Origin of the sequence: Cellulomonas sp. (genome assembly GCF_036279715.1) — a bacterium.
GTDB lineage: Bacteria > Actinomycetota > Actinomycetes > Actinomycetales > Cellulomonadaceae > Cellulomonas_A.
The window spans coordinates 1-26,355 of record NZ_DASUIR010000139.1; the positions used below are offsets into that span (position 1 = coordinate 1).

Annotated in this window: 25 protein-coding genes and 1 riboswitch; of the genes, 15 read left to right on the top strand and 10 right to left on the bottom strand. The window is 72.8% G+C overall.

The window, feature by feature from the left end; all coding sequences use genetic code 11:
* Window positions 1-1,969, top strand: a 1,969-nt coding sequence (locus tag VFW79_RS13160; protein WP_329677746.1) for a replicative DNA helicase, incomplete at its 5' end; no start/stop codon positions are given.
* 208 nt (window positions 1,970-2,177) lie between these two features.
* Here the strand turns inward: VFW79_RS13160 and VFW79_RS13165 are convergent.
* Window positions 2,178-2,447, bottom strand: coding sequence for an acylphosphatase (locus VFW79_RS13165; protein WP_329677747.1), 270 nt, complete (start codon window positions 2,445-2,447; stop codon window positions 2,178-2,180).
* 230 nt (window positions 2,448-2,677) lie between these two features.
* Here VFW79_RS13165 and VFW79_RS13170 point away from each other — a divergent pair, with 230 nt between their 5' ends.
* Both VFW79_RS13170 and VFW79_RS13175 read left to right on the top strand, forming a co-directional pair.
* Complete coding sequence (locus VFW79_RS13170) at window positions 2,678-4,300, top strand: sensor domain-containing diguanylate cyclase (RefSeq protein WP_329677748.1); 1,623 nt, start codon at window positions 2,678-2,680, stop codon at window positions 4,298-4,300.
* A gap of 10 nt (window positions 4,301-4,310) precedes the next feature.
* Window positions 4,311-4,895, top strand: a complete 585-nt coding sequence (locus VFW79_RS13175) for a 1-acyl-sn-glycerol-3-phosphate acyltransferase (protein WP_329677770.1) — start codon at window positions 4,311-4,313, stop codon at window positions 4,893-4,895.
* A gap of 67 nt (window positions 4,896-4,962) precedes the next feature.
* Here the strand turns inward: VFW79_RS13175 and VFW79_RS13180 are convergent, their stop codons facing one another.
* Window positions 4,963-5,583, bottom strand: coding sequence for a GNAT family N-acetyltransferase (locus VFW79_RS13180; protein ID WP_329677749.1), 621 nt, complete (start codon window positions 5,581-5,583; stop codon window positions 4,963-4,965).
* Window positions 5,584-5,636: 53 nt separating this feature from the next.
* On the opposite strand from VFW79_RS13180, the gene VFW79_RS13185 reads away from it, so the two are divergent.
* Both VFW79_RS13185 and VFW79_RS13190 read left to right on the top strand, forming a co-directional pair.
* Complete coding sequence (locus VFW79_RS13185) at window positions 5,637-6,131, top strand: DUF1232 domain-containing protein (protein ID WP_329677750.1); 495 nt, start codon at window positions 5,637-5,639, stop codon at window positions 6,129-6,131.
* A gap of 125 nt (window positions 6,132-6,256) precedes the next feature.
* Complete coding sequence (locus tag VFW79_RS13190; RefSeq protein ID WP_329677751.1) at window positions 6,257-7,570, top strand: TrpB-like pyridoxal phosphate-dependent enzyme; 1,314 nt, start codon at window positions 6,257-6,259, stop codon at window positions 7,568-7,570.
* A gap of 69 nt (window positions 7,571-7,639) precedes the next feature.
* Here the strand turns inward: VFW79_RS13190 and arsM are convergent, their stop codons facing one another.
* On the bottom strand, window positions 7,640-8,383 hold the full coding sequence (gene arsM / locus VFW79_RS13195; RefSeq protein ID WP_329677752.1) for an arsenite methyltransferase: 744 nt from the start codon (window positions 8,381-8,383) through the stop codon (window positions 7,640-7,642).
* A 95-nt stretch (window positions 8,384-8,478) separates the two neighbouring features.
* Here arsM and VFW79_RS13200 point away from each other — a divergent pair, with 95 nt between their 5' ends.
* The 3 genes from VFW79_RS13200 to VFW79_RS13210 all read left to right on the top strand — a co-directional run bounded on the left by VFW79_RS13200 (window position 8,479) and on the right by VFW79_RS13210 (window position 11,094).
* Window positions 8,479-8,835 carry a metalloregulator ArsR/SmtB family transcription factor gene (locus VFW79_RS13200; RefSeq protein WP_329677753.1) on the top strand — a complete coding sequence of 119 codons (357 nt, stop codon included), beginning with the start codon at window positions 8,479-8,481 and terminating at the stop codon, window positions 8,833-8,835.
* The gene (locus VFW79_RS13205; RefSeq protein ID WP_329677754.1) at window positions 8,832-9,296 is read left to right on the top strand and encodes an SRPBCC family protein; all 465 of its coding nucleotides are present in this window, start codon (window positions 8,832-8,834) and stop codon (window positions 9,294-9,296) included. Before VFW79_RS13200 ends, VFW79_RS13205 begins: the two co-directional genes overlap by 4 nt.
* Window positions 9,297-9,357: 61 nt before the next feature.
* Window positions 9,358-11,094, top strand: coding sequence for a GMC family oxidoreductase (locus VFW79_RS13210; protein WP_329677755.1), 1,737 nt, complete (start codon window positions 9,358-9,360; stop codon window positions 11,092-11,094).
* Here the strand turns inward: VFW79_RS13210 and VFW79_RS13215 are convergent.
* Window positions 11,072-12,328 carry an RNA polymerase sigma factor gene (locus VFW79_RS13215; protein ID WP_329677756.1) on the bottom strand — a complete coding sequence of 419 codons (1,257 nt, stop codon included), beginning with the start codon at window positions 12,326-12,328 and terminating at the stop codon, window positions 11,072-11,074. The genes VFW79_RS13210 and VFW79_RS13215 overlap by 23 nt on opposite strands.
* Window positions 12,316-13,110 carry a YciI family protein gene (locus VFW79_RS13220; protein WP_329677757.1) on the bottom strand — a complete coding sequence of 265 codons (795 nt, stop codon included), beginning with the start codon at window positions 13,108-13,110 and terminating at the stop codon, window positions 12,316-12,318. The genes VFW79_RS13215 and VFW79_RS13220 overlap by 13 nt, the downstream gene beginning before the upstream one ends.
* 92 nt (window positions 13,111-13,202) lie before the next feature.
* On the opposite strand from VFW79_RS13220, the gene VFW79_RS13225 reads away from it, so the two are divergent.
* From VFW79_RS13225 to VFW79_RS13250, 6 genes are all read left to right on the top strand, one after another.
* The gene (locus tag VFW79_RS13225; RefSeq protein WP_329677758.1) at window positions 13,203-14,120 is read left to right on the top strand and encodes a cation diffusion facilitator family transporter; all 918 of its coding nucleotides are present in this window, start codon (window positions 13,203-13,205) and stop codon (window positions 14,118-14,120) included.
* A gap of 48 nt (window positions 14,121-14,168) precedes the next feature.
* Complete coding sequence (locus VFW79_RS13230; RefSeq protein ID WP_329677759.1) at window positions 14,169-15,212, top strand: alpha/beta hydrolase; 1,044 nt, start codon at window positions 14,169-14,171, stop codon at window positions 15,210-15,212.
* 46 nt (window positions 15,213-15,258) lie between these two features.
* Window positions 15,259-15,609, top strand: a complete 351-nt coding sequence (locus VFW79_RS13235; protein ID WP_329677760.1) for a cupin — start codon at window positions 15,259-15,261, stop codon at window positions 15,607-15,609.
* 151 nt (window positions 15,610-15,760) lie between these two features.
* Window positions 15,761-17,794, top strand: coding sequence for a penicillin-binding transpeptidase domain-containing protein (locus VFW79_RS13240; protein WP_329677761.1), 2,034 nt, complete (start codon window positions 15,761-15,763; stop codon window positions 17,792-17,794).
* 353 nt (window positions 17,795-18,147) lie between these two features.
* Window positions 18,148-18,223: riboswitch (cyclic di-GMP riboswitch) on the top strand.
* Between the two features lie 17 nt (window positions 18,224-18,240).
* Window positions 18,241-18,414 carry a hypothetical protein gene (locus VFW79_RS13245; protein WP_329677762.1) on the top strand — a complete coding sequence of 58 codons (174 nt, stop codon included), beginning with the start codon at window positions 18,241-18,243 and terminating at the stop codon, window positions 18,412-18,414.
* A gap of 171 nt (window positions 18,415-18,585) precedes the next feature.
* Window positions 18,586-19,104, top strand: coding sequence for a Rieske (2Fe-2S) protein (locus VFW79_RS13250; RefSeq protein WP_329677763.1), 519 nt, complete (start codon window positions 18,586-18,588; stop codon window positions 19,102-19,104).
* 34 nt (window positions 19,105-19,138) lie between these two features.
* Here VFW79_RS13250 and VFW79_RS13255 read toward each other — a convergent pair whose 3' ends face one another.
* The gene (locus tag VFW79_RS13255; protein ID WP_329677764.1) at window positions 19,139-19,849 is read right to left on the bottom strand and encodes a zf-HC2 domain-containing protein; all 711 of its coding nucleotides are present in this window, start codon (window positions 19,847-19,849) and stop codon (window positions 19,139-19,141) included.
* Window positions 19,846-20,406: a sigma-70 family RNA polymerase sigma factor gene (locus VFW79_RS13260; RefSeq protein ID WP_329677765.1), complete on the bottom strand. Its 561-nt coding sequence runs from the start codon at window positions 20,404-20,406 to the stop codon at window positions 19,846-19,848. Before VFW79_RS13260 ends, VFW79_RS13255 begins: the two co-directional genes overlap by 4 nt.
* A 123-nt stretch (window positions 20,407-20,529) precedes the next feature.
* Between VFW79_RS13260 and VFW79_RS13265 the strand changes: the two genes are divergently transcribed.
* Complete coding sequence (locus VFW79_RS13265; RefSeq protein ID WP_329677766.1) at window positions 20,530-20,952, top strand: hypothetical protein; 423 nt, start codon at window positions 20,530-20,532, stop codon at window positions 20,950-20,952.
* Window positions 20,953-20,976: 24 nt separating this feature from the next.
* Here VFW79_RS13265 and VFW79_RS13270 read toward each other — a convergent pair whose 3' ends face one another.
* The 3 genes from VFW79_RS13270 to VFW79_RS13280 all read right to left on the bottom strand — a co-directional run.
* Window positions 20,977-23,544 (bottom strand): lysylphosphatidylglycerol synthase domain-containing protein, encoded by a 2,568-nt coding sequence (locus VFW79_RS13270; protein ID WP_329677767.1) that lies wholly within the window; start codon window positions 23,542-23,544, stop codon window positions 20,977-20,979.
* Between the two features lie 27 nt (window positions 23,545-23,571).
* On the bottom strand, window positions 23,572-24,357 hold the full coding sequence (locus tag VFW79_RS13275) for a CPBP family intramembrane glutamic endopeptidase (protein WP_329677768.1): 786 nt from the start codon (window positions 24,355-24,357) through the stop codon (window positions 23,572-23,574).
* A gap of 35 nt (window positions 24,358-24,392) precedes the next feature.
* Window positions 24,393-26,355, bottom strand: a 1,963-nt coding sequence (locus VFW79_RS13280; protein WP_329677769.1) for a copper-translocating P-type ATPase, incomplete at its 5' end; no start/stop codon positions are given.

Here is a 26,355-nt window from a genome sequence, read left to right on the forward strand (position 1 = left end):
AATTGGAAAATCGACCCTAGGAATCGATATTGTCCGTTCTGCGTCAATCAAGCACGGGAAGACTTCTGTTGTCTTCTCGCTCGAGATGAGCCGCAACGAGATCACGATGCGTCTGCTGTCGGCCGAGGCGAAGATCCACCTGCAGAAGATGCGCACCGGTCAGATGGGGGAGGACGACTGGCAGAAGCTCGCCGCCACGATGGGCCGGATCTCCGAGGCGCCCCTGTTCATCGACGACTCCCCGAACATGTCGCTCATGGAGATCCGGGCCAAGTGCCGGCGGCTCAAGCAGCGGCACAACCTCGAGCTCGTGGTCATCGACTACCTGCAGCTGATGTCGTCCGGCAAGCGCGTCGAGTCCCGCCAGCAGGAGGTGTCCGAGTTCTCGCGTGCGCTCAAGCTGCTCGCCAAGGAGCTCGAGGTCCCGGTCATCGCGATCTCTCAGCTGAACCGTGGCCCGGAGCAGCGCACCGACAAGCGCCCGATGATGAGCGACCTTCGCGAATCAGGTTGCCTCACCGCCGAGACGCGCATCCTGCGTGCGGACACCGGCGCGGAGACGACCATGGGTGAACTGTTCGCGCTCGGCAGCAAGGACGTGCCGGTGTGGGCGCTCAACGAGCGTCTCCAGTACGTGCGTCGCCACCTCACCCACGTCTTCCCGACCGGCATCAAGCCCGTATATCGGTTGCGCTTGGCATCGGGCAAGGAGATCACGGCGACGGGGAACCACCCGTTCCTCACGTACGAGGGTTGGACGGCACTGGGCGAGCTCGCAGTCGGCTCACGCGTCGGTGTCCCGCGTCACGTGCCGGGTCCCGAGCGCTGCGCCGAGTGGGACGACCGCAAGGTTGTGATGCTCGCGCACCTGCTCGGCGACGGCTCGTTCGTCAAGCGGCAGCCGATCCGCTACGCGTCGATCGACGAGCTCAACCTGACCGCAGTCACGGATGCCGCCGCCGCCTTCGGCATCAAGGCTGTGCGCGACGACTATGCCGCCGCGCGCGTCACCACGTTGCGCCTTCCGGCGCCGTACCGGCTAGCGCGCGGCAAGCGGAACCCCATCGCCGAATGGCTGGACGACTTCGGTCTGTTCGGCGCCCGGAGTCACGAGAAATTCGTCCCGACGTCCGTCTTCCACCTGCCGAAGCATCAGATCGCCCTGTTCATCCGACACATCTGGGCGACTGATGGATCGGTGACAGTGAACGCCGGCGGGCGCGGTGGGCGCATCTACTACGCGTCCACGTCCCGGCAGCTGATCGACGGGGTCTCCAGACTTCTTCTGCGCTTCGGCATCTCGACGAGGGTCCGCACGACACGGAAGGCGGGCTACCGACCCGGGTACACGCTCGACATCTCCGGGGTCGACGACCAGCGACGCTTCCTGCAGGAGATCGGCGTGCACGGTGCCCGGGGGCTTCAGGCCGAACGGCTGTTGGCGATCATCCGTGAGACCCGCGCGAACACCAACGTGGATACTCTCCCGCGTCAGGTCTGGGACGACGTGCGCGCCCTGCTCGTCGAGCAGGGAATGACCCACCGGGAGTTCGCGACCGCCATGGGCACCCAGTTCTGCGGCTCGACGATGTGGAAGCACGCGCCGTCGCGTCAGCGCCTCGGCCGAGTTGCGGAGGTGCTCGGCAGCGAGGATCTCGAGATCATGGCGGTCAACGATCTGCTCTGGGACGAGGTCGTGGAGATCATCCCCGAAGGCGACCAGGAGGTCTTCGACGCGACAGTCGTCGGGACCCACAACTTCGTCGCTAACGGCATCGCTGTCCACAACAGCATCGAGCAGGATGCCGACATGGTGATTCTTCTGCACCGCGAAGACGCGTACGAGAAGGAGTCGCCGCGCGCCGGAGAGGCCGACCTGATCGTGGCCAAGCACCGCAACGGTCCGACGGACACGATCACCGTCGCGTTCCAGGGGCACTACTCACGATTCGTCGACATGCAGGCCTGACGCCGCTGCACCGGTCATCGCTGCCGGCGTACTGACCCGCCGGCCACCTGCGGCCATGCTCGCCGTGAGCGCGGTAGACATCACCGCCCCACCTCGATCGTGGGGGCTCGACCTCTGAACGGCCGACGGTGCGCCGCGGAGCTCCGGGTGCGCGGCGGATCAGCGCCGTGGTCGCCGAGCTGGCGTCTGCCAGGCAGACCTAGCGAGGTCAGGCCTCGATCTGGAAGTCCCGCAGACCCTGCGGTGCCTCCTCGACGACCTCGACGCGCGACACGACGGCGTGACGCGGACCGTGGCGCGCCCAGGTCACGAGCTGCTCCACGGCGGCGGGGTCGCCCTCCGCGACGACCTCGACGGCACCGTCGGCCCGGTTGAGCACCCATCCCCGCACGCCCAGCAGCTCGGCCTCGCGGGCGCACGACCACCGGAACCCCACACCCTGGACGTCGCCGTGAACGACGACCTTGCGGCGAATCACTCCTCCAGTGTGCCCGGCACCGAGGCTCCACGTCCTCGCGGCGAGCCACCGCTGCAGCGTCGAACGCCGCCTCGTCGGCCGCGAGCCCGTGCGTCGGGACGCTTCACAAGTGCCGCACGGGCGCCGATGAAGTGGAGACGGTGCCGGTCGGGACGGCACCTCAGTTGACCGTGACGGTTCCGGGACCGCGGCCCAGCCGGGGCCGGTGACCATGACGAGGGTGAGGGCCGGTGATTCAGCGGGACGAGCTCACGACCGTGCGGGGCGCCACGACGCTCCGCCCGCTGAGCGACCCCGGCGCGCTCCGTCGCGGCGCTCCGTTCGTGGCCGTCGCGCTCGTCGCTGTGCTGCTGGAGCTGTCGACGGTCACCGAGTCGGCGAGCCGGCTCGTGCTCGTGGCCGCGGGTGTCTCGATGCTCTTGGTGCCGCTCGCGGCGGTGATCGTCCCGTGGGGTCGACTCCCCGCGTGGTGCGAGGCGGCGCTCCCGATCGGGTTCTTCGTCGTGGTCGCGCTCATGCGCCAGGCCCGGGGTGGAGCAGCCGTGGGCTACACGCCGCTGGTGATGCTGCCCATCATCTGGTTGGCGCTGTACGGCAGCCGCCGTCAGCTCGCGCTGGCCGTCGCGGCGATGGCCGTGATCCTCATGGGGCCGATGATCCTGATAGGCCCACCGCTCTATCCCGCGTCCGCGTGGACGACGACGGTCGTCTCGGTCGTCGTCGCGATGTTCGCCGGTCCGCCGATGCAGATGCTCGTCGAGCAGTCACGTCAGCGCACCGTCGACGTCGCCGCCCTGGGGGCCATCACCCGCTCGCTCACAGCTGGATCCGACCCGCGTCCCGATCTGTGCGCGGCCGCGCGGCTCGTCACCGGCGCACGTTTCGCGGTCATCTTCGAACGGAGCCCCGACGGGGAGCTCGTCGCCACGGCCGGCACCCCCGGTCTCGACCTCGAGCAGATGCGCATCGACTCACGGACGGAGACGTCGGCCACGGCCGAGGCGTGGCGGAGGGGCACCCGGATCTATCTCGCGGACGCAGCCCGCGACCCGCGGGCCTCAGCGAGGCTCACCGAGCTGACCGGCGCCGTGGCCGTCCTGTTCGAGCCCGTCACGCGGGACGGCTGCAGGTCTGCGGTTCTCGTCGTCGGGTTCTCCCGGTCCCGGGCACGGGTCCCCGAGCACGCCCTGTACATGGTGGAGCTCGTCGCTGCGGAGATCGCGGCAGCGCTCGACCGCGCCGACCTCGTCGCACTGCTGGCCGCCCAGGCGCGCACCGACGCCCTCACGGGAGCGGCGAACCGGCGGAGCTGGGACGAGGAGCTGGACCGCGAGCTGGCTCGCGCCCGACGCACGGGTGAGCCTCTGACTATCGCCCTGGTCGACATGGATCGTTTCAAGGCCTACAACGACACCTACGGACATACGGCCGGGGACGAGCTCTTGCGGGGCCTGGTGACGGCCCTGCACGGTGAGCTGCGCACGGGCGACATCGTCGCCCGCTGGGGCGGCGAGGAGTTCGCCCTCGCGCTGCCAGCATGCGACCTTGACCACGCCGCCGTCATCGCCTCGCGGCTGCTGCGCGTCGTTCCCGGCGCCCAGACGATCAGCATCGGGCTCACGCAGGCGGGCTTGGAGGACAGCCCCCGGACTCTCATCGGGCGCGCCGACCGTGCCCTGTACGCGGCGAAGGACCGCGGTCGCAACCAGATCAGTACCCTCCCGGCCCCGTCGTCGGCCCCCGCGTCGTCGCCCGGTCCGACGAATCCTCGTGAGCCGCGGGACGCTGCCGCGCCGCAGCGTGCCGCCGGTCCGGACGCGCGTCTGACGGACGACGTACCCTCGCTCGGGTGATGACCCGATGATGCGCCGTCTCTTCGCCCGGCTGTTCTGGGCCACGTCCGGGTGGACCCTGCGCTCGCACCCGCCCGAGGGCGGCGGCGGCATCCTCATCGGTGCCCCCCACACGTCGAACTGGGACTTCCTGTTCATGCTCGCGATCACGTGGAGCCACGGGGTCCAGGCTCGGTTCCTCGGCAAGGACTCGCTGTTCCGCGGGCCGCTCGGGCCCCTCGCGCGTGGCCTCGGCGGCATCCCGGTCGACCGGAGCAACCCGACGGGGCTCGTCGACGGCCTCGTGGCGCGTGTGCGGGCCGGCGAGCACTTCTTCCTCGTCATCACGCCCGAGGGCACGCGCAGCAAGCGGCCGTACTGGAAGTCCGGGTTCTACCGCATCGCGCGGGACGCCGACCTCCCGGTCACGCTCGGGTTCGTCGACCGCTCGACCCGGACGGCCGGGCTCGGGGTGACGATCCGGCTCACGGGCGACGTGCACGCCGACATGGACGTGATCCGGGCGTTCTACGCCGACAAGGTCGGGATCAACCCGGAGGGCTGGACGCCGCCGCAGCTGCACGAGGAGGACCTGCCCGCCGGTCCGGTCGCCTGAGGGCGTCGGGAGTCTCGACCACGCGTCACGACGGCGTGGTGGCGATCGTGCCGGGACGATGCGCCGCTCAGACGGGTCGCGTGCGCCGCATCCGGGCCTCGGGCGGACCGCCGCGCCGCAGCGGCGCGAACGCACCGAGCGACTCGAACCCCATCGACTCGTAGTACGGGACGTTCACGGCGCGCGAGGTCTCGAGGTAGCAGTCGGCGCTCGCGTGGTCGGCGTCCCGGAGCACGCGGGCCATGAGGCGTCGACCGTGCCCGCGGTGCTGCGCGTCGGGGCGGACACCGAGCGCCTCGAGGTACGTCAGCGGGTCCCGGGGGAACGCGGCGTCGATCGCGGACCCGAGCTGGGCGAACGCCAGGACCTGCCGCGGCGAGCGGACCAGGATCGAGGCCATCGACGGGAGCGCACCGAGCTTGCGGCTCACCGGCATCGGATGCGCGCCCGGCGGGTAGGAGATCGCGACGCCCGCGATCCCGGCGGCGTCGCGCACCGCGAGGACCGTGCCGAAGCGGATCGCATCGCGGACGATGAAGCCGTAGAACGCCTGCAGCGCCTCCTGCCGGACCCTGGCATCCGGGAGGACGTGGGTGAATCCGGGGTCGTCGCGGAGTGCCGCGGTGAGAACATGGGCGGCAGCATCGGCATACGCCAGCCGGAGGATCGTCGGTGCGTCGAGGTCCACCGCTCCAGCGTCGCGCCGTCCGGGACGACCGTCGACCGACCGAAGTCCCGATCATGGCCGGCACAGCGTGCGGGGAGGCCGCGGCCGCGGCGCACGGTGCGGGGACGACGGGAGGAGATCCGGTGCAGTGGTGGGAGCTCACGCTCGGCGTCGTCGGCGGCATCCTGCTCGTCTACGCGGTCCTGCTCGGGCTCCTGTGGCGGTACGCCCGCGCGCACCCGGACACCGTGCAGGCGCGCGACGCCCTGCGGCTCCTCCCTGACCTGCTGCGACTGCTGCGCTCGCTCGCCGCCGACCCCACCGTCCCGCGGCGCTCGCGCGTCTGGCTCGTCCTGCTGCTCGCCTACCTGCTCATGCCGTTCGACCTGGTCCCGGACATGATCCCGGTCATCGGGTACGCCGACGACGTCGTCGTGGTCGCGCTCGTCCTGCGCGCGGTGGTCGGGGCCGCGGGGCCCGACGCGCTCGCCCGGCACTGGTCGGGGACGCCGCAGGGGCTCGCCCTCATCGCGCGGCTGGCCGGGATCGCGTCGCCGTCCGGTGCGTGACGCGGACTGCCACCCCCGCGATCTCACCGGCCGGGGCCGTGCCCCCGCACCCTGCACGACGGCGCTACGCTCGCGCTCGTAGACCGGGACCGGGCCCCTCGGGGCCCCGCGAGAGACGGACGACGATGGCGCGCACCGACGAGACCCCCCGCACGAACCGCTCCACCGACCCGCTCGGGACGGCGATCCCGTCGACCGTCCCGACGCACTGGTACAACCTCAACGCCGACTTCCCGGAGCCCGTCCCGCCGCACCTGCACCCCGGGACGCGCGAGCCGTTGACCCCGCCGGACCTCGCCCCGCTGTTCCCGATGGCGCTCATCGAGCAGGAGGTCGCCACCGAGCGGTACATCGAGATCCCGCAGGCCGTCCGCGAGATCTACGCGCTGTGGCGGCCGTCGCCGCTGATCCGCGCGGCCCGGCTCGAGCGTGCGATCGGCACGAAGGCCCGGATCTACTACAAGTACGAGGGTGTGAGCCCGGTCGGCTCGCACAAGCCCAACACCGCCGTCGCGCAGGCGTACTACAACGCGGTCGAGGGCATCACGCGCCTGACGACCGAGACGGGTGCGGGTCAGTGGGGCGCGGCGCTCGCGATGGCGTGCTCGTTGCTCGGCCTCACGTGCGAGGTGTGGCAGGTCCGCGCGTCGTACGACTCCAAGCCGTACCGGCGGTTCCAGATGGAGACGTACGGGAGCGTGTGCCACCCCTCGCCGTCGGACCTGACCGAGGCCGGCCGGGCGATCCTCGCGGAGCTGCCCGACACGACCGGCTCGCTCGGGATGGCGATCAGCGAGGCCGTCGAGGCCGCCGCGAAGGACCCGGGCGCCCACTACGCGCTCGGCAGTGTGCTCAACCACGTGATGCTGCACCAGTCGGTCATCGGCCAGGAGGCTCTCGTGCAGCTCGCAGCGGCGGGCGAGACCCAGGCCGACGTCGCCTTCGCGTGCGCGGGCGGCGGCTCGAACCTCGCGGGCCTGACGTTCCCGCTCATCGGGCAGAACCTGCGCGAAGGGACGACGACGCGGTCCGTCGCGTGCGAGCCCGCCGCGTGCCCGTCGCTGACCCAGGGGGAGTACCGCTACGACTTCGGTGACGTCGCCGGGCTGACCCCGCTGCTGAAGATGTACACGCTCGGCAAGGACTTCGTCCCGCCCGCGATCCACGCGGGTGGGCTGCGGTACCACGGCATGTCGCCGATGGTGTCGCACGCCGTGAACCTCGGGCTCATGGACGCCGTCGCGATCGAGCAGGACGCCGCGTTCGCCGCCGGGATCGAGTTCGCCCGGGCCGAGGGGATCATCCCCGCGCCCGAGTCGACGCACGCGGTGGCCGCAGCGCTCGCGTACGCGCGGACGGTGACCGAGCCCGAGGTCATCCTCATCGGGCTGTCCGGCAACGGTGTGCTCGACCTGCCGGCGTACTCGTCGTACGTGTGAGGCGCGGGCGGGACGTGTGACGTCCGCGGGCGACGACCGGCCCTCCGCCGGTCGTCGCCCGCAGGTCGCTCAGGCCTTCGTGGCCCGGACGATCGCACCGTGCATGCCGGGTGCGACCTCGTGCGTGAACTGGACGGTCGCGTCCATGAAGCCCGCCGTGGCGAGACCCTCGAGGTACTCGGACCGGGACAGGGCGCCCGCGACGCAGCCGACGAAGCTGCCGCGCTCGGCACGCTCGCCGGTGGTCACGTGGTCCTCGGCGACGACGTCGGACACCCCGAGCCGCCCACCCGGGACGAGCAGGCGGTACATCTCGGCGAGGACCGCGGGCTTGTCGACCGACAGGTTGATGACGCAGTTGGAGATGATCACGTCGATGCTCGCGTCGGGCAGCGGGACCGCCTCGATGCGCCCCTCGAGGAACTCGACGTTCGTGGCGCCGGCCTTCGCGGCGTTGGAGCGGGCGAGCGCGAGCATCTCCGGGGTCATGTCGACGCCGTAGGCGAACCCGGTCGACCCGACGCGGCGCGCTGAGAGCAGCACGTCGATCCCGCCGCCCGAGCCGAGGTCGAGCACCCTCTCGCCGGGCAGCAGGTCGGCGACGGCGGTGGGGTTGCCGCAGCCGAGGCTCGCAAGGTAGGCGGTGTCGGGCAGCGCGGCGACGTCGGCGGCGTCGTAGAGCGACCCGCCGAACTGCTCGCCGCCGTCGAGCGCGGTCGGGGTGCTGCAGCAGGCTGCCGGCGAGACGTCGGTGACGGCGAGGGCTGCTCGGGCATAGGTGCTGCGGACCTGGGCGACGAGGTCGTCGGTCATGGCTGACTCCTGGGTGACTAGACATTGATGGATGTCGATGCGTGGAGGATGCTCCATGGATCGACAGATGTCAATATGTAGACGACACTGGTTCCGTGCCGACCTCTCCCGTCCTGCTCCCGGTCGTCGACGTCACGGCCTGCTGCGCGCCGCTCGACAGCGAGCCGCTCGCACGGTCCGACGCCGAGGCGCTCGCCCGCGTGCTCAAGGCCCTTGCCGAGCCGGCCCGGCTGCAGCTCGTGTCGCACATCGCGTCGAGCCGCGGCGAGGTGTGCGCGTGCGACCTGGGCGACGTCGTCGAGCTCGCGCAGCCGACCGTCTCCCACCACCTCAAGGTGCTCGTCGACGCGGGGATCCTCGTGCGGGAGAAGCGCGGCGTGTGGGCGTACTACCGGGTCGTCCCCGGGGCGCTCGGCGCTCTCGGCGGGCTGCTGCGCGAGGACCGGCCGTGAGCCACTTCGTCCCGAGGGTCGCACCGCGCGAGTTCACGATCGTCCGAACCTTCGCCGCACCCCGGGACGTCGTCTTCGACGCCTGGGTCGACCCCGTCCGCCTCTCCGCCTGGTTCGGTCCGCGGGGGTTCCGTGCCCCGATCGAGACGATCACGAACGACCCGCGCCTCGGCGGCCGGTGGAACGTGACGATGGTCGACGACGCGACCGGCCTGCCGTACCCGCGCAGCCTCACGTACGGCGAGGTCGACCCGCCCGGGCGGCTCATCGTCATGGAGCGCGAGGCCGGACGGCTCGACGGCCGCGAGACCGTCATGACCGTGACGTTCGCCGAGGTGGACGGTGGGACCGAGATGACCTTCCACTGCGCGGACACCGACCCCCGGCCGGAGCACGCCGGGATCCAGCAGGGCTGGGCGAGCTCGTTCGACAGGCTCGCCGAGCTGCTCGCCGCGCACTGAACCCTCCCCGGGCGCGCGTCCGCCGTGGGCCGCCTGCACCGGCGTGTGTCACGATGCCCGGATGGTGGACCAGCGGTACGACGTCGTGGTCGTGGGTTCGGGCTTCGGAGGCTCGGTCGCTGCGCTGCGCCTGGCGGAGAAGGGGTACCGCGTCGCTGTGCTCGAGGCCGGGCGACGGTTCGCCGACGAGGACTTCCGCACGTCGTGGCACCTGCGCACGTTCCTGTGGGCGCCGGCGATCGGCTGCTACGGCATCCAGCGGATCCACGTCCTGAAGGACTCGCTGATCCTCGCGGGCGCGGGGGTCGGGGGCGGGTCGCTCGTCTACGGCACGACGCTCTACCGGCCGCTGCGCGAGTTCTTCACCGACCCGCAGTGGGCGGGCATCACCGACTGGGAGCAGGAGCTCGCGCCGCACTACGACCAGGCCGCGCGCATGCTCGGCGTCACGCGCAACCCGTCCACGACCCCCGCGGACCGGCTGCTGCTGCAGGTCGCGACGCGGATGGGCCGCGAGCGCACGTTCCACCCGACCGACGTCGGCGTCCTGTTCGGCGAGCCCGGCCGGGACGTCCCGGACCCGTTCTTCGGGGGAGCGGGGCCGACGCGGACGGGCTGCACCGAGTGCGGCTCGTGCATGACGGGCTGCCGGGTCGGTGCGAAGAACACGCTGACGAAGAACTACCTGCACCTCGCCGAGCGGGCGGGCGTCCGCGTCGAGCCGATGACCACGGTCACGGCGATCACGCCCGAGCCCGACGGCGGATGGACGATCACGTCGCGGCGCACCGGGCCCGCGCTGCCCGGCGTCGTCCGCGGGCGCACGACCTGGCACGCCGACCAGGTGGTCCTCGCGGCCGGCACGTACGGCACGCAGTCGTTGCTGCACCGGATGAAGGCGACCGGCAGCCTGCCGGGCCTCTCGCCGCGGCTCGGCGAGCTGACCCGCACCAACTCCGAGGCGCTGCTCGGCGCGAGCGCCCCCCGCGTCGACCCGGCGCGCGACCTCTCGCGGGGGGTCGCGATCACGTCGTCGTTCTTCACCGACGACACGACCCACGTCGAGCCGGTGCGCTATGGCAAGGGGTCGAACGCGATGGCGCTGCTCCAGATCGCGCTCTCCGAGGGTGCCCCGACCTGGCGTCGCTGGTCGTCGGTGCTCGGCTCGTACGCGCGTGACCTGCGGCGTCGGCCGGTCGCGACCCTGCGCGCGTTCGCGCCGTACCGGTGGAGCGAGCGCACGACGATCGCCCTGATGATGCAGGCGCTCGACAACTCCCTGACCACGTCGCTCGCGCCGCGCCGCCTCGGGATCCCGGTGCCCGCTCGCCTTCGCCGGATGACGAGCAGGCAGGGCAGCGGCGAGCCAAACCCGACGTGGATCCCGTCGGGCCACCGGGCCGCGACCCTCATGGCGGAGGAGCTCGGCGGCGTCGCAGGCGGGCAGCTCGGCGACCTCGTGAACATGCCGATGACGGCGCACTTCCTGGGCGGCTGCGCGATCGGTGCGACGACGGCGGACGGCGTCCTCGACCCGTACCAGCGCGTGCACGGCTACCCGACGCTGCACGTGCTCGACGGCGCGGCCGTGACCGCCAACCTCGGTGTGAACCCGTCGCTGACCATCACGGCGCAGGCCGAGCGGGCGGTGTCGCTGTGGCCCAACCGCGGCGACGCGGACCCGCGCCCGGCCCAGTCCGAGCCGTACCGACGTCTCGATCCGGTCCCACCGACGAGCCCAGCCGTCCCCGCGGGTGCCCCGGCCGCGCTGCGCGTCAGGGGTGCGGACCGGTCGTGACCTCGGTGAGTCGGCGGGTCAGGTAGCGGCGTTCGGCGTCGTTCCGGACGAGCCCGAGGGCGTCCTGGTAGGCGGCCGCAGCGTCGTCCAGCCGGCCCGCTCGCCGGTGCAGGTCGGCCCGGGCTGCCGGCAGCAGGTGGTAGCCGTCCAGCTCACCGGCCGCCTCCAGCGCGTCGAGGAGCACGAGCCCCGCGTCCGGCCCGTCAGCCATCGCCACGGCGATCGCCCGGGCCAGCTCGACGTACGGCGACGGCGCGATCCGGGCCAGCCCGCCGTAGAGCGCCGCGATCTGGTGCCAGTCCGTGTCCGCCGCCTGCGCGGCCGTCGCATGGCACGCGGCGATCGCTGCCTGCAGCTGGTACGGGCCGACGACGTCCCGGCGCGCGGCCGTCCCGAGCGCGCGCAGGCCCTCCGCGACCCGCTCGGCGTCCCACCGGCTGCGGTCCTGCTCCTCGAGCGGGACGAGGTCGCCGGCCTCGTCGACGCGGGCCGTCCGCCGCGAGTCGTGCAGCAGCTCGAGCGCCAGCAGGCCGAGCGCCTCGGGCTCGTCGGGCATGAGCGTCGCGAGCACCCGCGTGAGCCGGATCGCCTCGCCGGAGACCGGCTCGCGCAGCAGTGCGGAGCCCGACGTCGCGGCGTAGCCCTCCGTGAACATCAGGTACAGCACCGCGAGGACGCCCGCGAGCCGCTCAGGGAGCAGGTGAGCCGGCGGCACCCGGTAGGGGATGCCCGCGTGGCGGATCTTGCCGCGGGCCCGGACGAGCCGCTTCTGCATCGCGGGCTCGGCGACCCCGAATGCCCGCGCGATCTCCTCGACCGTCAGCCCGCACAGCGTCCGCAGCGCGAGCGCCACGCGCGCGTCCATGGCGAGGGCCGGGTGGCAGCACGTGAAGATCAGCCGGAGCCGGTCGTCGGGGATCTCGTCGCCGGGATCCGGGCCGGGCTCGTCGTCGAGCGGCGGAAGCATCGCGACCTCCCGCAGCTTGCGCGCCTCGGTGGTGGAGCGGCGCAGCCGGTCGAGCGCGCGGTTGCGTGCCGTGGTCGTGAGCCACGCGCCCGGGCTGCGCGGCACACCGTCACGTGGCCAGTGCACGGCTGCGGCCTCGAACGCGTCCTGCGCGCACTCCTCGGCCAGCGTCCAGTCGCCGGTGACCCGGATGAGCGTCGCGACGACACGGCCCCACTCCTCGCTGAACGCGAGGGTCAGGGCAGCGTCGACTGCTACATCGGCCACAGCGGCCTGAGCTCGATCGGCCCGATGTGGCTGCCGGGGTGCGCCGCGGCGATCTCGATCGCCTCGTCGAGGCTCGGCGTCTGGATGATGTTGTAGCCCGCGACGTGCTCGCGCGCCTCTGCGAACGGCCCGTCCACGACGAGCGTCCTGCCGTCGCGGACCCGGACGGTCTTGGTCTCCTCCGGCGGGCGCAGCCGAGCGCCGTCGAGGTCGATCCCGCGGCGGGCGGTGTCCTCGATCCAGGTCGTCAGCATCGCCTGCCAGTCCACCTCGCCGCCGCCTGCCCCGGGGCCGTCGCTGCCGGCGCCGGCAAGGATGCGCTCGGTCTCGGTGTCCGCCCCGAAGATCATCAGGTAGCGGTGCCAGCCGGCCGGCGGCTCGTCCGCGAGGACGTCGCCGGGGGTCGACGCGTCGAGGTCGCCGACGTCGAACGGCCAGGTCTCGCGGACCTCGATCGAGCCATACCGTGCGACCGGATGGGCCGCCGCGACCGCGACCGCCGCGTCGAGGTCGGCCGCCTCGAGGATGTCGAACCCGCCGATCTGCTCGCGCGCCTCGGCGAACGGGCCGTCGGTGACGATGGTCTCGTGGCCACGGCTGCGCACTGTCGTGGCGTCCTGCGCGGGACGCAACCGGTCGCCCGTGACGCGAGTGCCGCGTGCCGTCGTCTCGTCGACCCAGGGTTGGGGGTCGGTGTCGCCGGGCTCCGGCTGGGCTCCGGGGGCGATCCGGATGAGCTGCAGGTACTTCATGGTGTCCTCCGCGGGGTGTGTCGGGTGCACCGAACGGACGGTGCATCAGCACGACGAACGGGAGTGCCCGACGAGGACACCAGCGTCGCGCTCGTCCGCCGCCGCCGCCATAGGGTCGTGTCATGTCCACCGGCCACGCGCACGACCACGGGTCCGGCCAGGACCGGTCGCGCCTCGCGGTCGCATTCGGGATCACGGCCGGCATCCTCGTCGTGCAGGTCGTCGGCGCGCTGCTCACCGGCAGCCTCGCGCTGCTCGTCGACTCGGCGCACGTGCTCACCGACGTCGGCGGCCTGCTCGTCGCCCTGGTCGCGGCCTCGCTCGTCGCGCGTCCGACGACGGCCCACCGCACGTGGGGACTGCGCCGCGCGGAGGTCCTCGCGGCGACCGCGCAGGCGGCGGTGCTGCTGGTCGTCGGCGTGTACGTGCTGGTCGAGGGCGTCCGGCGGCTGATCTCACCGACGGACGTGGCCGGCCCGCAGCTCCTCGTCTTCGGGGTCGTCGGGCTGCTCGGCAATGTCGCGGCGATCGTCGTGCTGGCCCCGGGCCGGTCGGGGTCGCTCAACCGCCGCGCAGCGTTCCTCGAGGTCGTCAACGACGCGCTCGGCTCGGTCGCGGTCATCGTGGCGGCCGTGGTCATCGAGGTCACAGGCTGGACGCGCGCCGACGCCGTCGCGGGTCTGCTCATCGGCGTCCTCATCCTGCCGCGCACGCTCGCCCTGCTCCGCGAGACGGTCGACGTCCTCCTGGAGTCGACGCCCCAGGGCCTCGACCTCGACGACGTCCGCGCGCACCTGCTCGACGTCCCGCACGTCGTCGAGGTCCACGACCTGCATGCGAGCCGGATCGCGTCCGACCTGCCGGTCCTCACCGCGCACGTCGTGATCGACGACGCGTGCTTCCTCGATGGTCACGCCGCGCGACTGCTCGACGACCTGCAGGCGTGCGTCGCGGAGCACTTCCCGGTGTCGATCGAGCACTCGACGTTCCAGCTGGAACCGGCGTCGCACGCCGAGCACGAGCACGCTCGCCACGACTGAGCACCGCGCGGCCCGGCGGCCGCACCCGTTCCGGTGCACGATGGGCGTATGAACGAGTGGCGCCCCGACGTCCTGGGTCCCGGGTGGCAGGCGCGCACTCTCCCGTTGCCCGACGACGCCGAGGGCCCTGTCGTCGCGACCTTGGTGCGCCGCGATCCCACCGCTGCCCGCGAGCCGGGCCGCCGCCGCGCCGTCCTGTACCTGCACGGCTTCAACGACTACTTCTTCCAGACCCACCTCGCCGAGGAGTGGGAGTCCCGGGGCTTCGACTTCTACGCGCTCGACCTGCGCAAGTGCGGCCGCTCGATCCGTCCGTGGCAGACGCCGCACTACGTCACCGACCTGCGCGAGTACGCCGAGGAGATCACGACGGCGGCCCGGATCGTGCGCGACGAGCTCGGGCACGACACGCTCGTGGTGCACGCGCACTCGACCGGCGGCCTGACCGCGAGCCTGTGGGCGCACAGCATGCGCGGGACGGGAGTGGTCGACGCTGTCGTCCTCAACAGCCCCTGGTTCGACCTCAAGGCTCCGTGGTTCCGGCGCGTGGTCGAGACGCAGGTCCTCGAGGCGCTCGGCTCGATCGACCCGATGCGCGTCGTCTCCCACGGGCCGTCGGCGTACTCCCGCACCCTGCACGTCACGCACGGCGGCGAGTGGGACTACGACCTCACCCTCAAGCCGCCCGACGGCTTCCCCGGCCGCGCGGGCTGGGTCCGGGCCGCGCGGCACGGGCACGCACGGCTGTCGCGCGGGCTCGCCATCGCGGTGCCCGTGCTCGTGTGCTCGGCGCAGCGCAGCGGCCCCAACACCGAGGACAACCCCGACCTGCGCCGGTCCGACACCGTGCTCGACGTCCGGCAGATCGCCCTGCGGGCGCACCTGCTCGGTCCCGACGTCACGTACGTGCCGATCCCCGACGGGATCCACGACCTGGCCCTGTCGGCGCGGCCGGCACGCGAGGAGTACTTCGAGGTGGTCTTCAGCTGGCTCGAGGGTCATGCCGGGCTGGGGGAGTCGCCGGCGACGGGGCCGACGCCCACCGGGACGAACGACGACGAGCCCTGGCAGAGTGTGAGCAGCGCGGGCTGAGGAGCATCAGCCGTTCACCATCGTCGTCGAACCGAAGGAGCGTGCCATGCCCGACCTGCTCAGCCTCACGTGGTCCCACCTCCAGGAGGCCAAGGCCGCACCCAACGGCCGCAGCGCGGGCCGGATCGTGCACGACGGCGACCTGCGCCAGACCGTCGTCGGCCTCGCGGCCGGCACCGAGCTCGGTGAGCACAACGCCCCGCACGCCGCGACCTTGCAGGTGCTGCACGGACGGGTCCGCGTGACGTCACCGAGCGGCGACGACGAGCTCGGCACGGGCGCCCTCCACCTGCTGACCCACGAGCGTCACGCGGTGCTCGCGCTCGAGGACTCGGTCTTCCTGCTGACGACCGTGACCGCCTCACCGACGCCGGGACCGGCGGACGCGGGGCACTGACCCCGGCGGACGCCGATCGCGTCAGGATCGAACCGATCCGGTAATCCCCTCATGCCGAGGGGTGTCGTCGGGCAGGATGGACGTCGCCCGCCTCGGCGCGGGCCGGCGCGCGCACCCGCGAGGCGCCGGGCAGTCAGCAAGGGGCAGCAGGGTGGCACGCAGCAGCACGGTGGTCGGCAGCACGGCGGCAAGCAGCAGCCCAGGCTCGACGTGGCGTCGGGCCACCGGGGTCGCGCTCGTGGCGGCACTCGCCGTCGCAGGTCTGGCGGCCTGCACGGCATCGAAGCCGGGACCTGAGGGGAGCGCGAAGGCGCTCGCGACGGCGATCTCCACAGGCGACTTCACCAAGGTCACGTTGACCGGCGCCACAGCGACCGAGGCGGCCGCCGAGCGCACGACGGCGTTCGACGGGCTCAAGCCCTGGGAGCCGCGCGTCGAGGTGAAGGACGTCGCGACCACCAAGGACGCACCCGACGCCGCGACCGCGACGCTCGCGTTCACCTGGGACGTCGACGCGAGCGACACCGACTGGACCTACACCACGACCGCCAGGCTCGCGCGTGTCGAGGACGCCTGGCAGGCGGCCTGGAGCCCCTTCCTGCTCGCACCCGACCTCGTCGCCGGTGAGGTGCTGGGCGCCCAGCGGATCGCCGCCGAGCGTGCGGGCGTGGTCTCCGCGAGCGGCGACCCGATCGTGACCGGCCGGGACGTCGTGCGGGTCGGCGTGGACAAGACACACGTCGCCGCCGCCGCCCAGGACGCCGCGGCCCGGGCGCTCGCCCAGGCGCTCGGCATGGACGTCGACGCCTACGCGGCGCGGGTTGCTGCCGCGGGGGAGAAGGCGTTCGTGGAGGCTCTCGTCGTGCGGTCGAACGACGCCTCCTACGACCTGACCGCGATCCAGAAGCTCGCGGGCGTGAACCTCGTGACGGACTCGCTCCCGCTCGCACCGACCCGACGCTTCGCACGGCCCATCCTCGGGACGGTCGGGGAGGCGACGGCCGAGATCGTCGACGCGTCCAACGGTGCCATCAAGGCCGGCGACCTCACGGGCCTCAGCGGTCTGCAGCGGGAGTTCGACGCCCAGCTTCGGGGACTGCCCGGCCTGACGATCGCCGCGACCTCCACGATCAGCGGAGCCTCGCGCGAGCTGTTCCACTCCGACCCGACGCCCGGCACCCCGCTCGTCCTCACGCTCGACACGACGCTCCAGGACGCCGCCGAGGGGATCCTCGCCGACGTCGTCCCGGCGAGCGCGATCGTCGCGATCCGCCCCTCGACCGGCGATGTGCTCGTCGCGGCGAGCGGACCCGGCGGCGACGGGCTGTCGACCGCGACGATGGGCAAGTACGCCCCGGGGTCGACGTTCAAGCTCGCGAGCGCCCTGGCGCTGCTGCGGTCGGGGATGACGCCGGACACCGCCGTGACCTGTCCCGAGACCGTCACCGTCGACGGCCGGGAGTTCTCGAACTACCCGGGCTACCCGACGAACCGGCTGGGACAGATCACGCTGCTCTCGGCGCTCGCGAACTCGTGCAACACCGCGTTCATCGGCGCCCGCGACGCCGCACCCCAGGCCGCGCTCGCGGACGCCGCGGCGTCGCTCGGGCTCGGTGTCGGCGGCGCCACCGGGTTCCCCGCGTACCTGGGCTCGGTCCCGGCGACCGCCGAGGGCACCGACCATGCGGCGTCGATGATCGGGCAGGGCCGGGTCGAGGCCTCGCCGCTCGCGATGGCGCGGGTCGCGGCGTCGATCGCGCAGGGCACTCTCGTGACGCCTCGACTCGTCGTCCCGGCGGCGGGCGGCACGACGGCGGGGGTGGCGGCGAGCGATGCGGCGACGAACGTCGCGACCGATGCCGCGACGAGCGACTCGACCGGTGCAGCGCCGACCTCGGTGCCGGGTGCACCGTTGACGGCGGCCGAGGCGAGCGCCCTGCGCGACATGATGCGAGCCGTCGTCACCGACGGTTCCGGCGCGCTGCTCCTCGACGTGCCGGGCGCACCGGTGCTGGCCAAGAGCGGGACCGCGCAGTTCGGGGCGGACGGCGACCTGCGCAACCACGTGTGGATGCTCGCGATCCAGGGTGACCTCGCGGTCGCGGTGTTCGTCGACGAGGGCGACTACGGCTCGACCACGTCGGGTCCGCTGCTCAAGCGGTTCCTCGTGGCCGCTGCGTCCTGACGGGGCGCGTGGCGCGGACGACTCCCCCTGCGAGCCGCCCGCACCGCGCTCCGCGTGACGGCCATGCGATGCCAGGACCTCTGGTGCCCAGGTGGCACGCAGGCATGTGCGCACACGGCCGTCACGAGGAAATGTCCCGTCTCGGCCCAGAATCACCCCTGACAGATGTGAGTTATCTCACATCGGTCGGGGAGTGTCGTCACCCCCACACGGAGGCCCGGTGTGGTCCAGGGCTCTCACCTGCATCGACATCGGCTCTGCGCGGTGCGGACCGGGTGAAATTCGGCAATGTCCGATCTGTACGGGACCGAGGCCTTACACCCGACTCTCATCGTCGTCTAATGTCGTCCACGTCAGCGAAAGAGCAAACCCTCCGCAAGGAGGCGACGCAAAGCCACGGGACCCTCGACGGTCAGCCGGGCTGCCGAACGAATGGAAGTGTCGAGATGGACCAACGCGGAACAGCCGGCTCCTACGAGTCGCCGCACACCGAGTCCGGTCACCCCCAGCCCCGCAGCATCCCCGTCGCACGGGTGAAGTCGTGGGCCCAGGTCGCCGCCAGCCGCGATGCCAGGGTCGGCTACGTGCCCGCTCAGCGGGAGTACGCGGGCGCAGCCTGAGGGGCACACCACAGTCAGAGCTCGAGGCAGGACGCACATGCGTCCTGCCTCGAGTGCTGTCACGGCCCGGACGGCGCAGCGGCCCGTGAACTCACAGGCTCCGCCGTGAACCACGTCGGGGTCGAGGGCGTGGTGAGGTTGCGATGCCGACCAGCGCAAAGGAGCTCACCTATGTCCGAGCTGTCCCCGATGACCGCGTCCGCCCATGACGGCTGTCCCGGCGCGTGCACCGGCTACTCCCGCAGGACAGTGCTCCGCAGCGCCGGCGCCGTGACGCTGGGCGCTGCCGCGACGCTGCTCGCGGCGTGCGCACCGAGCACGACCGGCTCGTCGTCCGCGGGCGCTGGGTCCGGGGGTGCCGCGGCGGCCTCGGGCGGCAGCACCGCAGCGGGTGGCGCTGGGGCGCTCGCGAAGCTGGCCGACGTCCCCGTGGGCAGCGCGATCGTCGTGCAGGGTGCCGACGGCAAGCCGATCATCCTGTCGCAGCCGGTGGCGGGGGAGGTCGTGGGCATGTCCGCGGTCTGCACGCACGCCGGGTGCACCGTCGCGCCCGACGGGTCCGAGCTCGTGTGCCCGTGCCACGGCTCGATCTACAAGGCCGCGGACGGGTCGAACGTGTCCGGACCGGCGCCCACACCGTTGCCGTCCGTCGCCGTGCGCGTCGAGGGCGACTCGGTCTTCCCCGCCTGACCGCCCTTCCCCGCCTGACCGCGCAGCCTTCCGGTCAGTCCACCGGCATCGTCAGCAGCGTCTGCCCTGTCGGGGTCTCGATGACCAGCATGTCGATCTGGTCGACCGCGAAGTGCGTGCTGCCCGTGAACGTCGCCTCGCCGGTGTAGGTCGCGTCCCAGGACGCCGTCACGTCGCGCTGGTCGCCCGCGGTCGCCACGAGTCTGCACTCCTCGCCGGCCGGGACGCCCGTGAGCCGAAGAGCGAGATCCGTGCCGCCGGGCGACGGCGTCAAGGTCACCTGGGCCTGCACGCCCGTGGTCGGGTCGGTCGCGTGGACGACGACGGGCGTGGGGGCGGCCTGCGGTACGGGCGAGTCGTGCAGCAGGGCACCGGTGCCGACCGCCAACCCGCCGAGCACGGTCGCGGCGACGCCGACGACCGCCCACCGCCGGCGCAGGGTCGCGCGGTGCGCCCGCACCTCCCGGTGGGCGAGCGCGAGCACCGCGGGGACGAGGTCGAGGGTGGGCTCGGCGGGCGCGGTCGGCACGTCGGCCGACCGGAGCACGTCGGCCTCGGGCACCCGGTGCAGCAGCCCCGGCAGCGGAGCGAGCTCGGCGAGCTCGGCGCAGCACTCGTCGCAGCCGGCGAGGTGGGCCTCGACGCGCGCGCGGTCGTCCGCGTCCAGCGCGCCCAGCACCAGCGCGCCCAGCTCGAGCCGGACGTGCGTCGAGCCTGCCGCGTCGCGGCCCACGGCGGCGCTCACGGCTCGACCCCGCGCTCGGCCAGGGCGACGCGCAGCGCGCGCAGGGCGTAGTAGGCGCGCGACTTGACGGTGCCCGGCGGCACCCCGAGGACGACGGCAGCCTCGGCGACCGACCGTCCCCGGTAGAAGGTCTCGAGGATCACCTCGCGGTGCGCGGCGGTCAGCGTGCCGAGGGCGTCGGCGACCAGCCAGGCGTCGAGCGCGCGGTCGATGTCGTCGCCGGACGACGGCACGAGGTCGAGGGGCGCGTCGCCGACCTCGGCGGGTCGCGAGGCACGGGCCCGCCGCGAGTCGATCGCCAGGTTGCGCGCGACGGTGAACAGCCACGCCCGCGCGGGACCCCGATCTGGGTCGAGCGCCTCGGGGTGCTGCCAGGCGCGCAGCAACGTCTCCTGGACCACGTCTTGAGCCCGCCCCCGATCTCCGTCGCACAGCCGGGTCGCGAACGCGAGCAGCGCTGCGGCGTGCGCGTCGTGCAGCTCACGCAACGTGTCGGCTTCCAACCGGGTGCGACCCACACCCGTCACCACGTGCGGCCGCGGTCGACGGTTCATCATGGCGCCGGGCACCATCCACGCGGGTCGGGCTGAACCGGGAACGCGGCTCGTGCGTGAAGTGAGTGAGCACGACGACGCTCTGCGTGGAGAGAGTACCGACGACGAGGTTCCGGGAGGTGCGCGATGACGCGACAGGTGGCAGTCGGGACAGGGACGCGGTCGCAGGTGCTGCGCGGGCTCGTCGCAGCGTGCGTGCTGCTCTCCGCCGTCGTGCACCTCGACCTGTGGGTCGGAGGCATGCGGTCGTTGTCGGTCATCGGCCCCGCCTTCCTCGTCAACGCCGTCGCCGGCGTCGTGATCGGGCTCGCTGTCCTCATCTTCGCGCGTCCGGAGCCGTTGCTGCTCGCTGCGGGCTTCGGGCTCGCGACCCTCGGGGCATTCGTCGTCTCGACCTTGCCGTCCGGGCTGTTCGGGGTGCACGAGACGTGGACGTGGGCGCCGGCGCTGCTCGCGGCGGTCGCCGAGGTCGGCGCGATCCTGCTCGCGGGAGCCGCGCTCATGGTCGAGCGTCAGGTGTCGCGTGCTCCGGTGCCGGCGCTGGGCTGACCTGCTACCGGTCGGGCTGGCTGCCTACAGCTCGCCCTGACGCTGCAGGAACCGCATGGACGCCCAGCCGATCGGGATCCGGAGCCAGTAGGTGAGCACCCGGAACAGGACCGTGACCGACGCGGCGATACCGGGGTTGACCCCACCGATGCTCGACAGCAGCGCGATCAGGGTCGCCTCGATCGTCCCGACGCCGCCGGGGACCGGGACGACCGCACCGATCGAGTTGCCCGCGAGGTAGATGAGCGCGATCTGCACGATCGACAGGTGCTGGTCGAACGCGAGCAGGCTCGCATCGAACGCGAGCACGTAGCCCATGGTCATCAGGACGTTGCCGCTCACGGCGAGCAGGAGCCTGCGGGGCTGGCCGACGACCTCGATGAGTCGCGGCCACGTCTGCCGGAGCATCGGCAGCGTCTTGCGCGCGACCCACTGCCGGACCGGCGGGACGAGCATCGCGGCCGCCACGAGCGCCGCGAGCAGGCCGATCGCCAGGAACATCGTGGGGGTGACCGTGAACTTCGTGGCCTCGTTGGTGCCCGACGCGATGGACAGCACGATCAGCAGCACGACGGTCACGATGAACTGCGAGACCTGGACGAGCGCGACCGTCGCGGCGGCGAGCGACGCGGACACCCCACGCCGCGTGAGCAGCCGCAGGTTGAGCGCGGCGGGGCCGATCCCGGCCGGGGCGGCGAGCGCGACGAAGGTCGCGGCTGACTGCGTGAGCGTCGCCCGCCACACGGGGATCTTGACGGGCGCGAACGCGACGAGGGCGAGCGAGGCACCCACGAGGGTCGCGAGCCCGAGACCGAACGAGGCGACGCTCCAGCGCCAGTCGCTCTGCTGGAGCGCCCCGGTGATCTGGCGGACGTTGATCGTCGTGAGCACGACGACCACGGCGGCGAGCGTGATGAGGATCGTCAGGACAGTGCGCGCGCCGAACCGCACGAGACGTTCGGGCTCGATGTCGGCCTCGGGCAGCCGTTCGACGAGCGCCGACCGCAGCTCGGCGAGCACCTCCTTGTGGGTGCGCATCTCGTCGCGCGTGCGCCGGGGCAGCCCGATCGTCTGCAGCAGCGGGCCGACGGCGGCGATGTCGTCGTCGGGCAGGACGTCGGCGGCGGACTCCAGCGCGCGGGTCGCGCCGACGCGCAGGGCCAGGAGCGCGACGAGCGCGGTCACATCCATGCGCCGGGCCAGCTCGGACGACGCGACATCGCCCTGGTCCCAGCCGACGAGCCAGACGAGGGGCCGACCCAGCAGCTCCTGGACCAGGATCACGTCGCTGGTCAGCGCGCGGTGGGCGATGCCCGCGGCGTGGGCGAGCTGCAGCTGCGCCCAGATCTCCCGGAGCAGCTCATCGGTGATGTGCGAGCGGGGCACCGACGAGAGCGGCACGGCTCCCGGCACCTCCTCCTGGACCAGCAGCATCGAGTCCTCGGCCTCGGCGACGCTGAGGAGCTTCGGGGTGCGCACCCCGGCGGCCCGCGCGGCGTAGGAGAGGAGCGCGGCACGCTCGGTCGCCTGGCGCAGCGACACGACCGAGCGTCGGTCGATGCCACGCAGGCGCAGCGAGCGCCACAGACGGGACAGCACGCCGAGCACCTGACGGTCACCGTCGAGGACCACGACGTCGAGCTGTTGCCCGTCCACCGTCGTGAGCTCGTAGACGCGGTGGTCGGAGTAGCGGGTCAGCGCGCGCGTCGCGGGCTGCATCGCTGACGCCGTCGTGGCCGGCGTCGCGTCGGACGCGAGTCGGTCGGGCGAGTCGGTCTCGAGCCCGTCGTCCGGCACCCGGACCAGGCGGACCGGATCGAACCCCGCGCGTCGCACGCCGTCGACGAGACCGGTGCCGTACGCGCGCTCGGACTGGACCCCGGACAGGTAGCGCACCCCGAGGCCCGTGACCCGTCCGAGCAGCACGGCGATCGCGACGCCGGGGAGCGAGACCTGGGCGGTGATGATCACCACGCCGATCGCGACCCAGAGCAGGTTCCACGACCACGCGACGGTCCGCCGTCGGGCGCGCGGGCCGGTGGCGGTGAGCAGGCCGGAGATCAGCCCCACGAACCCGGGGACGGTGAGCACCGACGCGCCCTGCAGCCGGACGGAGAGCCCGCCGACGAGCTCGGTGGACCCGAACGTCGCGACGGCCCAGCTGACAGCGGTGCAGAGCAGGATCGCCCCGATGGCCGCGACGAGCGACTCGACGAGCTGCCGGCCGAGGCGGCGGAGCGCGAGCTCGATCAGCACCGCGAGCGGCACGAGGATCGTGACGGCGCCCTCGAGGACGGCGACCGGCACGTTGAGGATCTGCCGCAGGATCGACGCGAAGCCCTGGACGTCCTCGGCGACACCCGTCGTCGTGTTCTGCGCGTAGGTCGCGAGGACAAGGACGAGCACGGCGCCGATGGCCGACACCACGACCCCGACCAGGTCGCTGGGGTGGTGCACGCGGACGGCGGGGGTGTCGAGGATCGCGACGTCGTGCACGCGACCGATCTCGATGCGGCCCGACTCGACCATCCCCGGGGAGAGCTCCGGCGGGTTGTCTGGGCCGAGCCGTGGGGGCGTCGGCGAGTCGGGCATACCCGCGAGTGTAGGCAGGCGCATGGCTCAGGACAGGCCCAGTGCGGACCGCCACGCGGCCGGGACGAGCGCGTAGCCGACGAACGCGACCACGTCGAGGAGCATGTGCGCGACGACGAGGGGGAGGACCCGACGTCGTCGTCGGTAGTACTCCGCGAACACCAGGCCCATCACGGCGTTGCCGATGAACGGCCCGAACCCCTGGTACAGGTGGTAGGAGCCCCGCAGCAGCGCGCTCGCGGCGAGGATGAGCGGCGTCCGCCAGCGCAGGTCTCGCAGCCGCTCCATGAGGTACGCGACCGCGACGACCTCCTCGAGCAGGGCGTTCTGCAGCGCCGCGAGGACGAGCACGGGGACGGTCCACCAGGCCGCGTTGAGCGCCGACGCCTGCACCTGCACCGTGATCCCGAGCAGGCGTCCCAACGCGTACAGCCCGAGCCCGGGGATCCCGATGACCCCCGCGAGGCCGACGCCGATCCCCAGGTCGCGCCACGGCCGCACGGCGTCGAGCCCGATCCGGCGGACCGCGCTGCGCCCGTGACCCGACAGCAGGAACAGCGCGAGCGCGACCGGCACGAGCGCGAACCCGATCGACAGCAGCTGGTACGTCAGGTCGAGGTACGGACGCGGCGACTGGCTCGCGTTGAGCGTCGCGGTCTGCTGCGCGAGCGGCGGACCCGCGGTCAGCCGGGCCACGATGTCGACGAGCGCATAGATCGCCGACCGGCCGAGCGAGAGGCCGAGCACGATCCAGATCTCGACCGTGAGCCGCCGCCCGATCGCCTGGTGGTCGGGTTGCGGCGTGCCGGTCATGCGCCGAGCCTAGGCGGCTCGGCGCGGCCCGGCCGTCAGGCGAAGCGGCGCAGCCGCAGCGAGTTGCTCACGACGAGCACCGACGAGAACGCCATGGCGGCGCCCGCGATCATCGGGTTGAGCAGCCCGAACGCCGCGAGCGGGATCGCCGCGACGTTGTAGCCGAACGCCCAGAACAGGTTCTGCTTGATGACCCGCAGGGTCGTCCGCGACAGCCGGATCGCCTGGGCGGCCGAACGGAGGTCACCGCGCACGAGCGTCACGTCCGACGCCTCGATCGCGACGTCGGTCCCGGTGCCCATCGCGAGCCCGAGGTCGGCGGTCGCGAGGGCCGCGGCGTCGTTCACGCCGTCGCCGACCATCGCGACGCGGGCACCCTCGGCCTGCAGGCGTCGGACGACGTCGACCTTCTCGGCGGGCAGCACCTGGGCGAACACGTCGTCGGGGTCGATCCCGACGGCCCTGGCTGCGGCCCGCGCTGCGCCGACGCTGTCGCCCGTGAGCAGGACGGGCCGCAGCCCGAGGGCGCGCAGCTGCGTGATGGCCTCGCTCGACGTGGCCTTGACCGGGTCGCGCAGCACCAGCACGCCGCGCGCCGAGCCGTCCCACGCGACCATGACCGCGGTCGCACCGTCGGCCTCGGCCTCGGCGAACAGCCCGTCGAGCTCGTCGGTGCGGACCTGCTGATCGACGAGCCAGGTCGGCCGCCCGACGAGCACGCGACGCGCCATGCCGAGACCCGAGTGGGCCGTGCGGACGACGCCGGCCACGCCGCGGCCCGGCACGTTGCGGAAGTCGAGCACCTGGTCGGAGCCGATGACCACGCCGTCCCCGCCGACGGAGGACGCGTCGCCCGCGCTGGGGCCGGCGGCGGCCGCGACCTCGGCGACGGCCTGCGCGATGGGGTGCTCGGACAGCGCCTCGACCGCGCCCGCGTACCGCAGCACCTCGGCCTGCGCGGCATCGGCGTCGGCGGCACCTGCGGGGACCAGGATGTCGACGAGCGACATGCGGCCCTGCGTCACCGTGCCAGTCTTGTCGAGCACCACGGTGTCGATCTGCCGGGTCTGCTCGAGGATCTCCGGGCCCTTGATGAGGATGCCCAGCTGCGCACCGCGGCCGGTCCCGACCAGCAGCGCGGTCGGGGTGGCGAGCCCCAGGGCGCACGGGCAGGCGATGATCAGCACCGCGACCGCCGCGGTGAACGCCGCCTGCGTACCGCCGCCGGAGACGAGCCACACCACGAACGTGATCGTCGCGAGCACGAAGACGACGGGGACGAAGACCGCCGAGATGCGGTCCGCGAGCCGCTGCACCGGCGCCTTGCCGGTCTGCGCCGCAGCGACGAGCCGCCCGATCTGCGCGAGCCGCGTCTCCTCGCCGACCCGCGTCGCGCGGACGACGAGGTGACCGGAGGAGTTGATGGTCGCGCCCGTGAGCTCGTCGCCCGGTCCGACGTCGACCGGGACCGGCTCGCCCGTGAGCAGGGACGTGTCGACCGCGCTCGTCCCGGACACCACGACCCCGTCCGTCGCGACCTTCTCGCCGGGTCGCACCGCGAACTCGTCGCCGGCGTGCAGCTGGGAGATCGGCACGCGTTGCTCGGTGCGGCGCCCGTCAGGCCCGGTGACCAGCAGAGCGACGTCCTTGGCGCCGAGATCGAGGAGCGCCCGCAGTGCGTCCCCGGCCCGACGACGCGACCGATGCTCGGCGTACCGACCCGCGAGCAGGAACGTGGCGACGACGGCGGCCGTCTCGAAGTAGAGCTCGGGCGTCGTCATGCCCATCCCGGCGTCCCGGGCGGGGAAGAGGGTCGGCGTCATGCGCAGGCCGATCTCGCCCGCACCCCCGAGCAGGAGCGCCCAGAGCGACCACGTGGTCGCCGCGATGATCCCGATCGACACGAGCGTGTCCATCGTCGAGGCTCCGTGCCGCCCGGCGCGCGCAGCCGCCTTGTGGAACGGCCAGGCCGCCCAGGTCGAGACCGGCAGAGCGAGC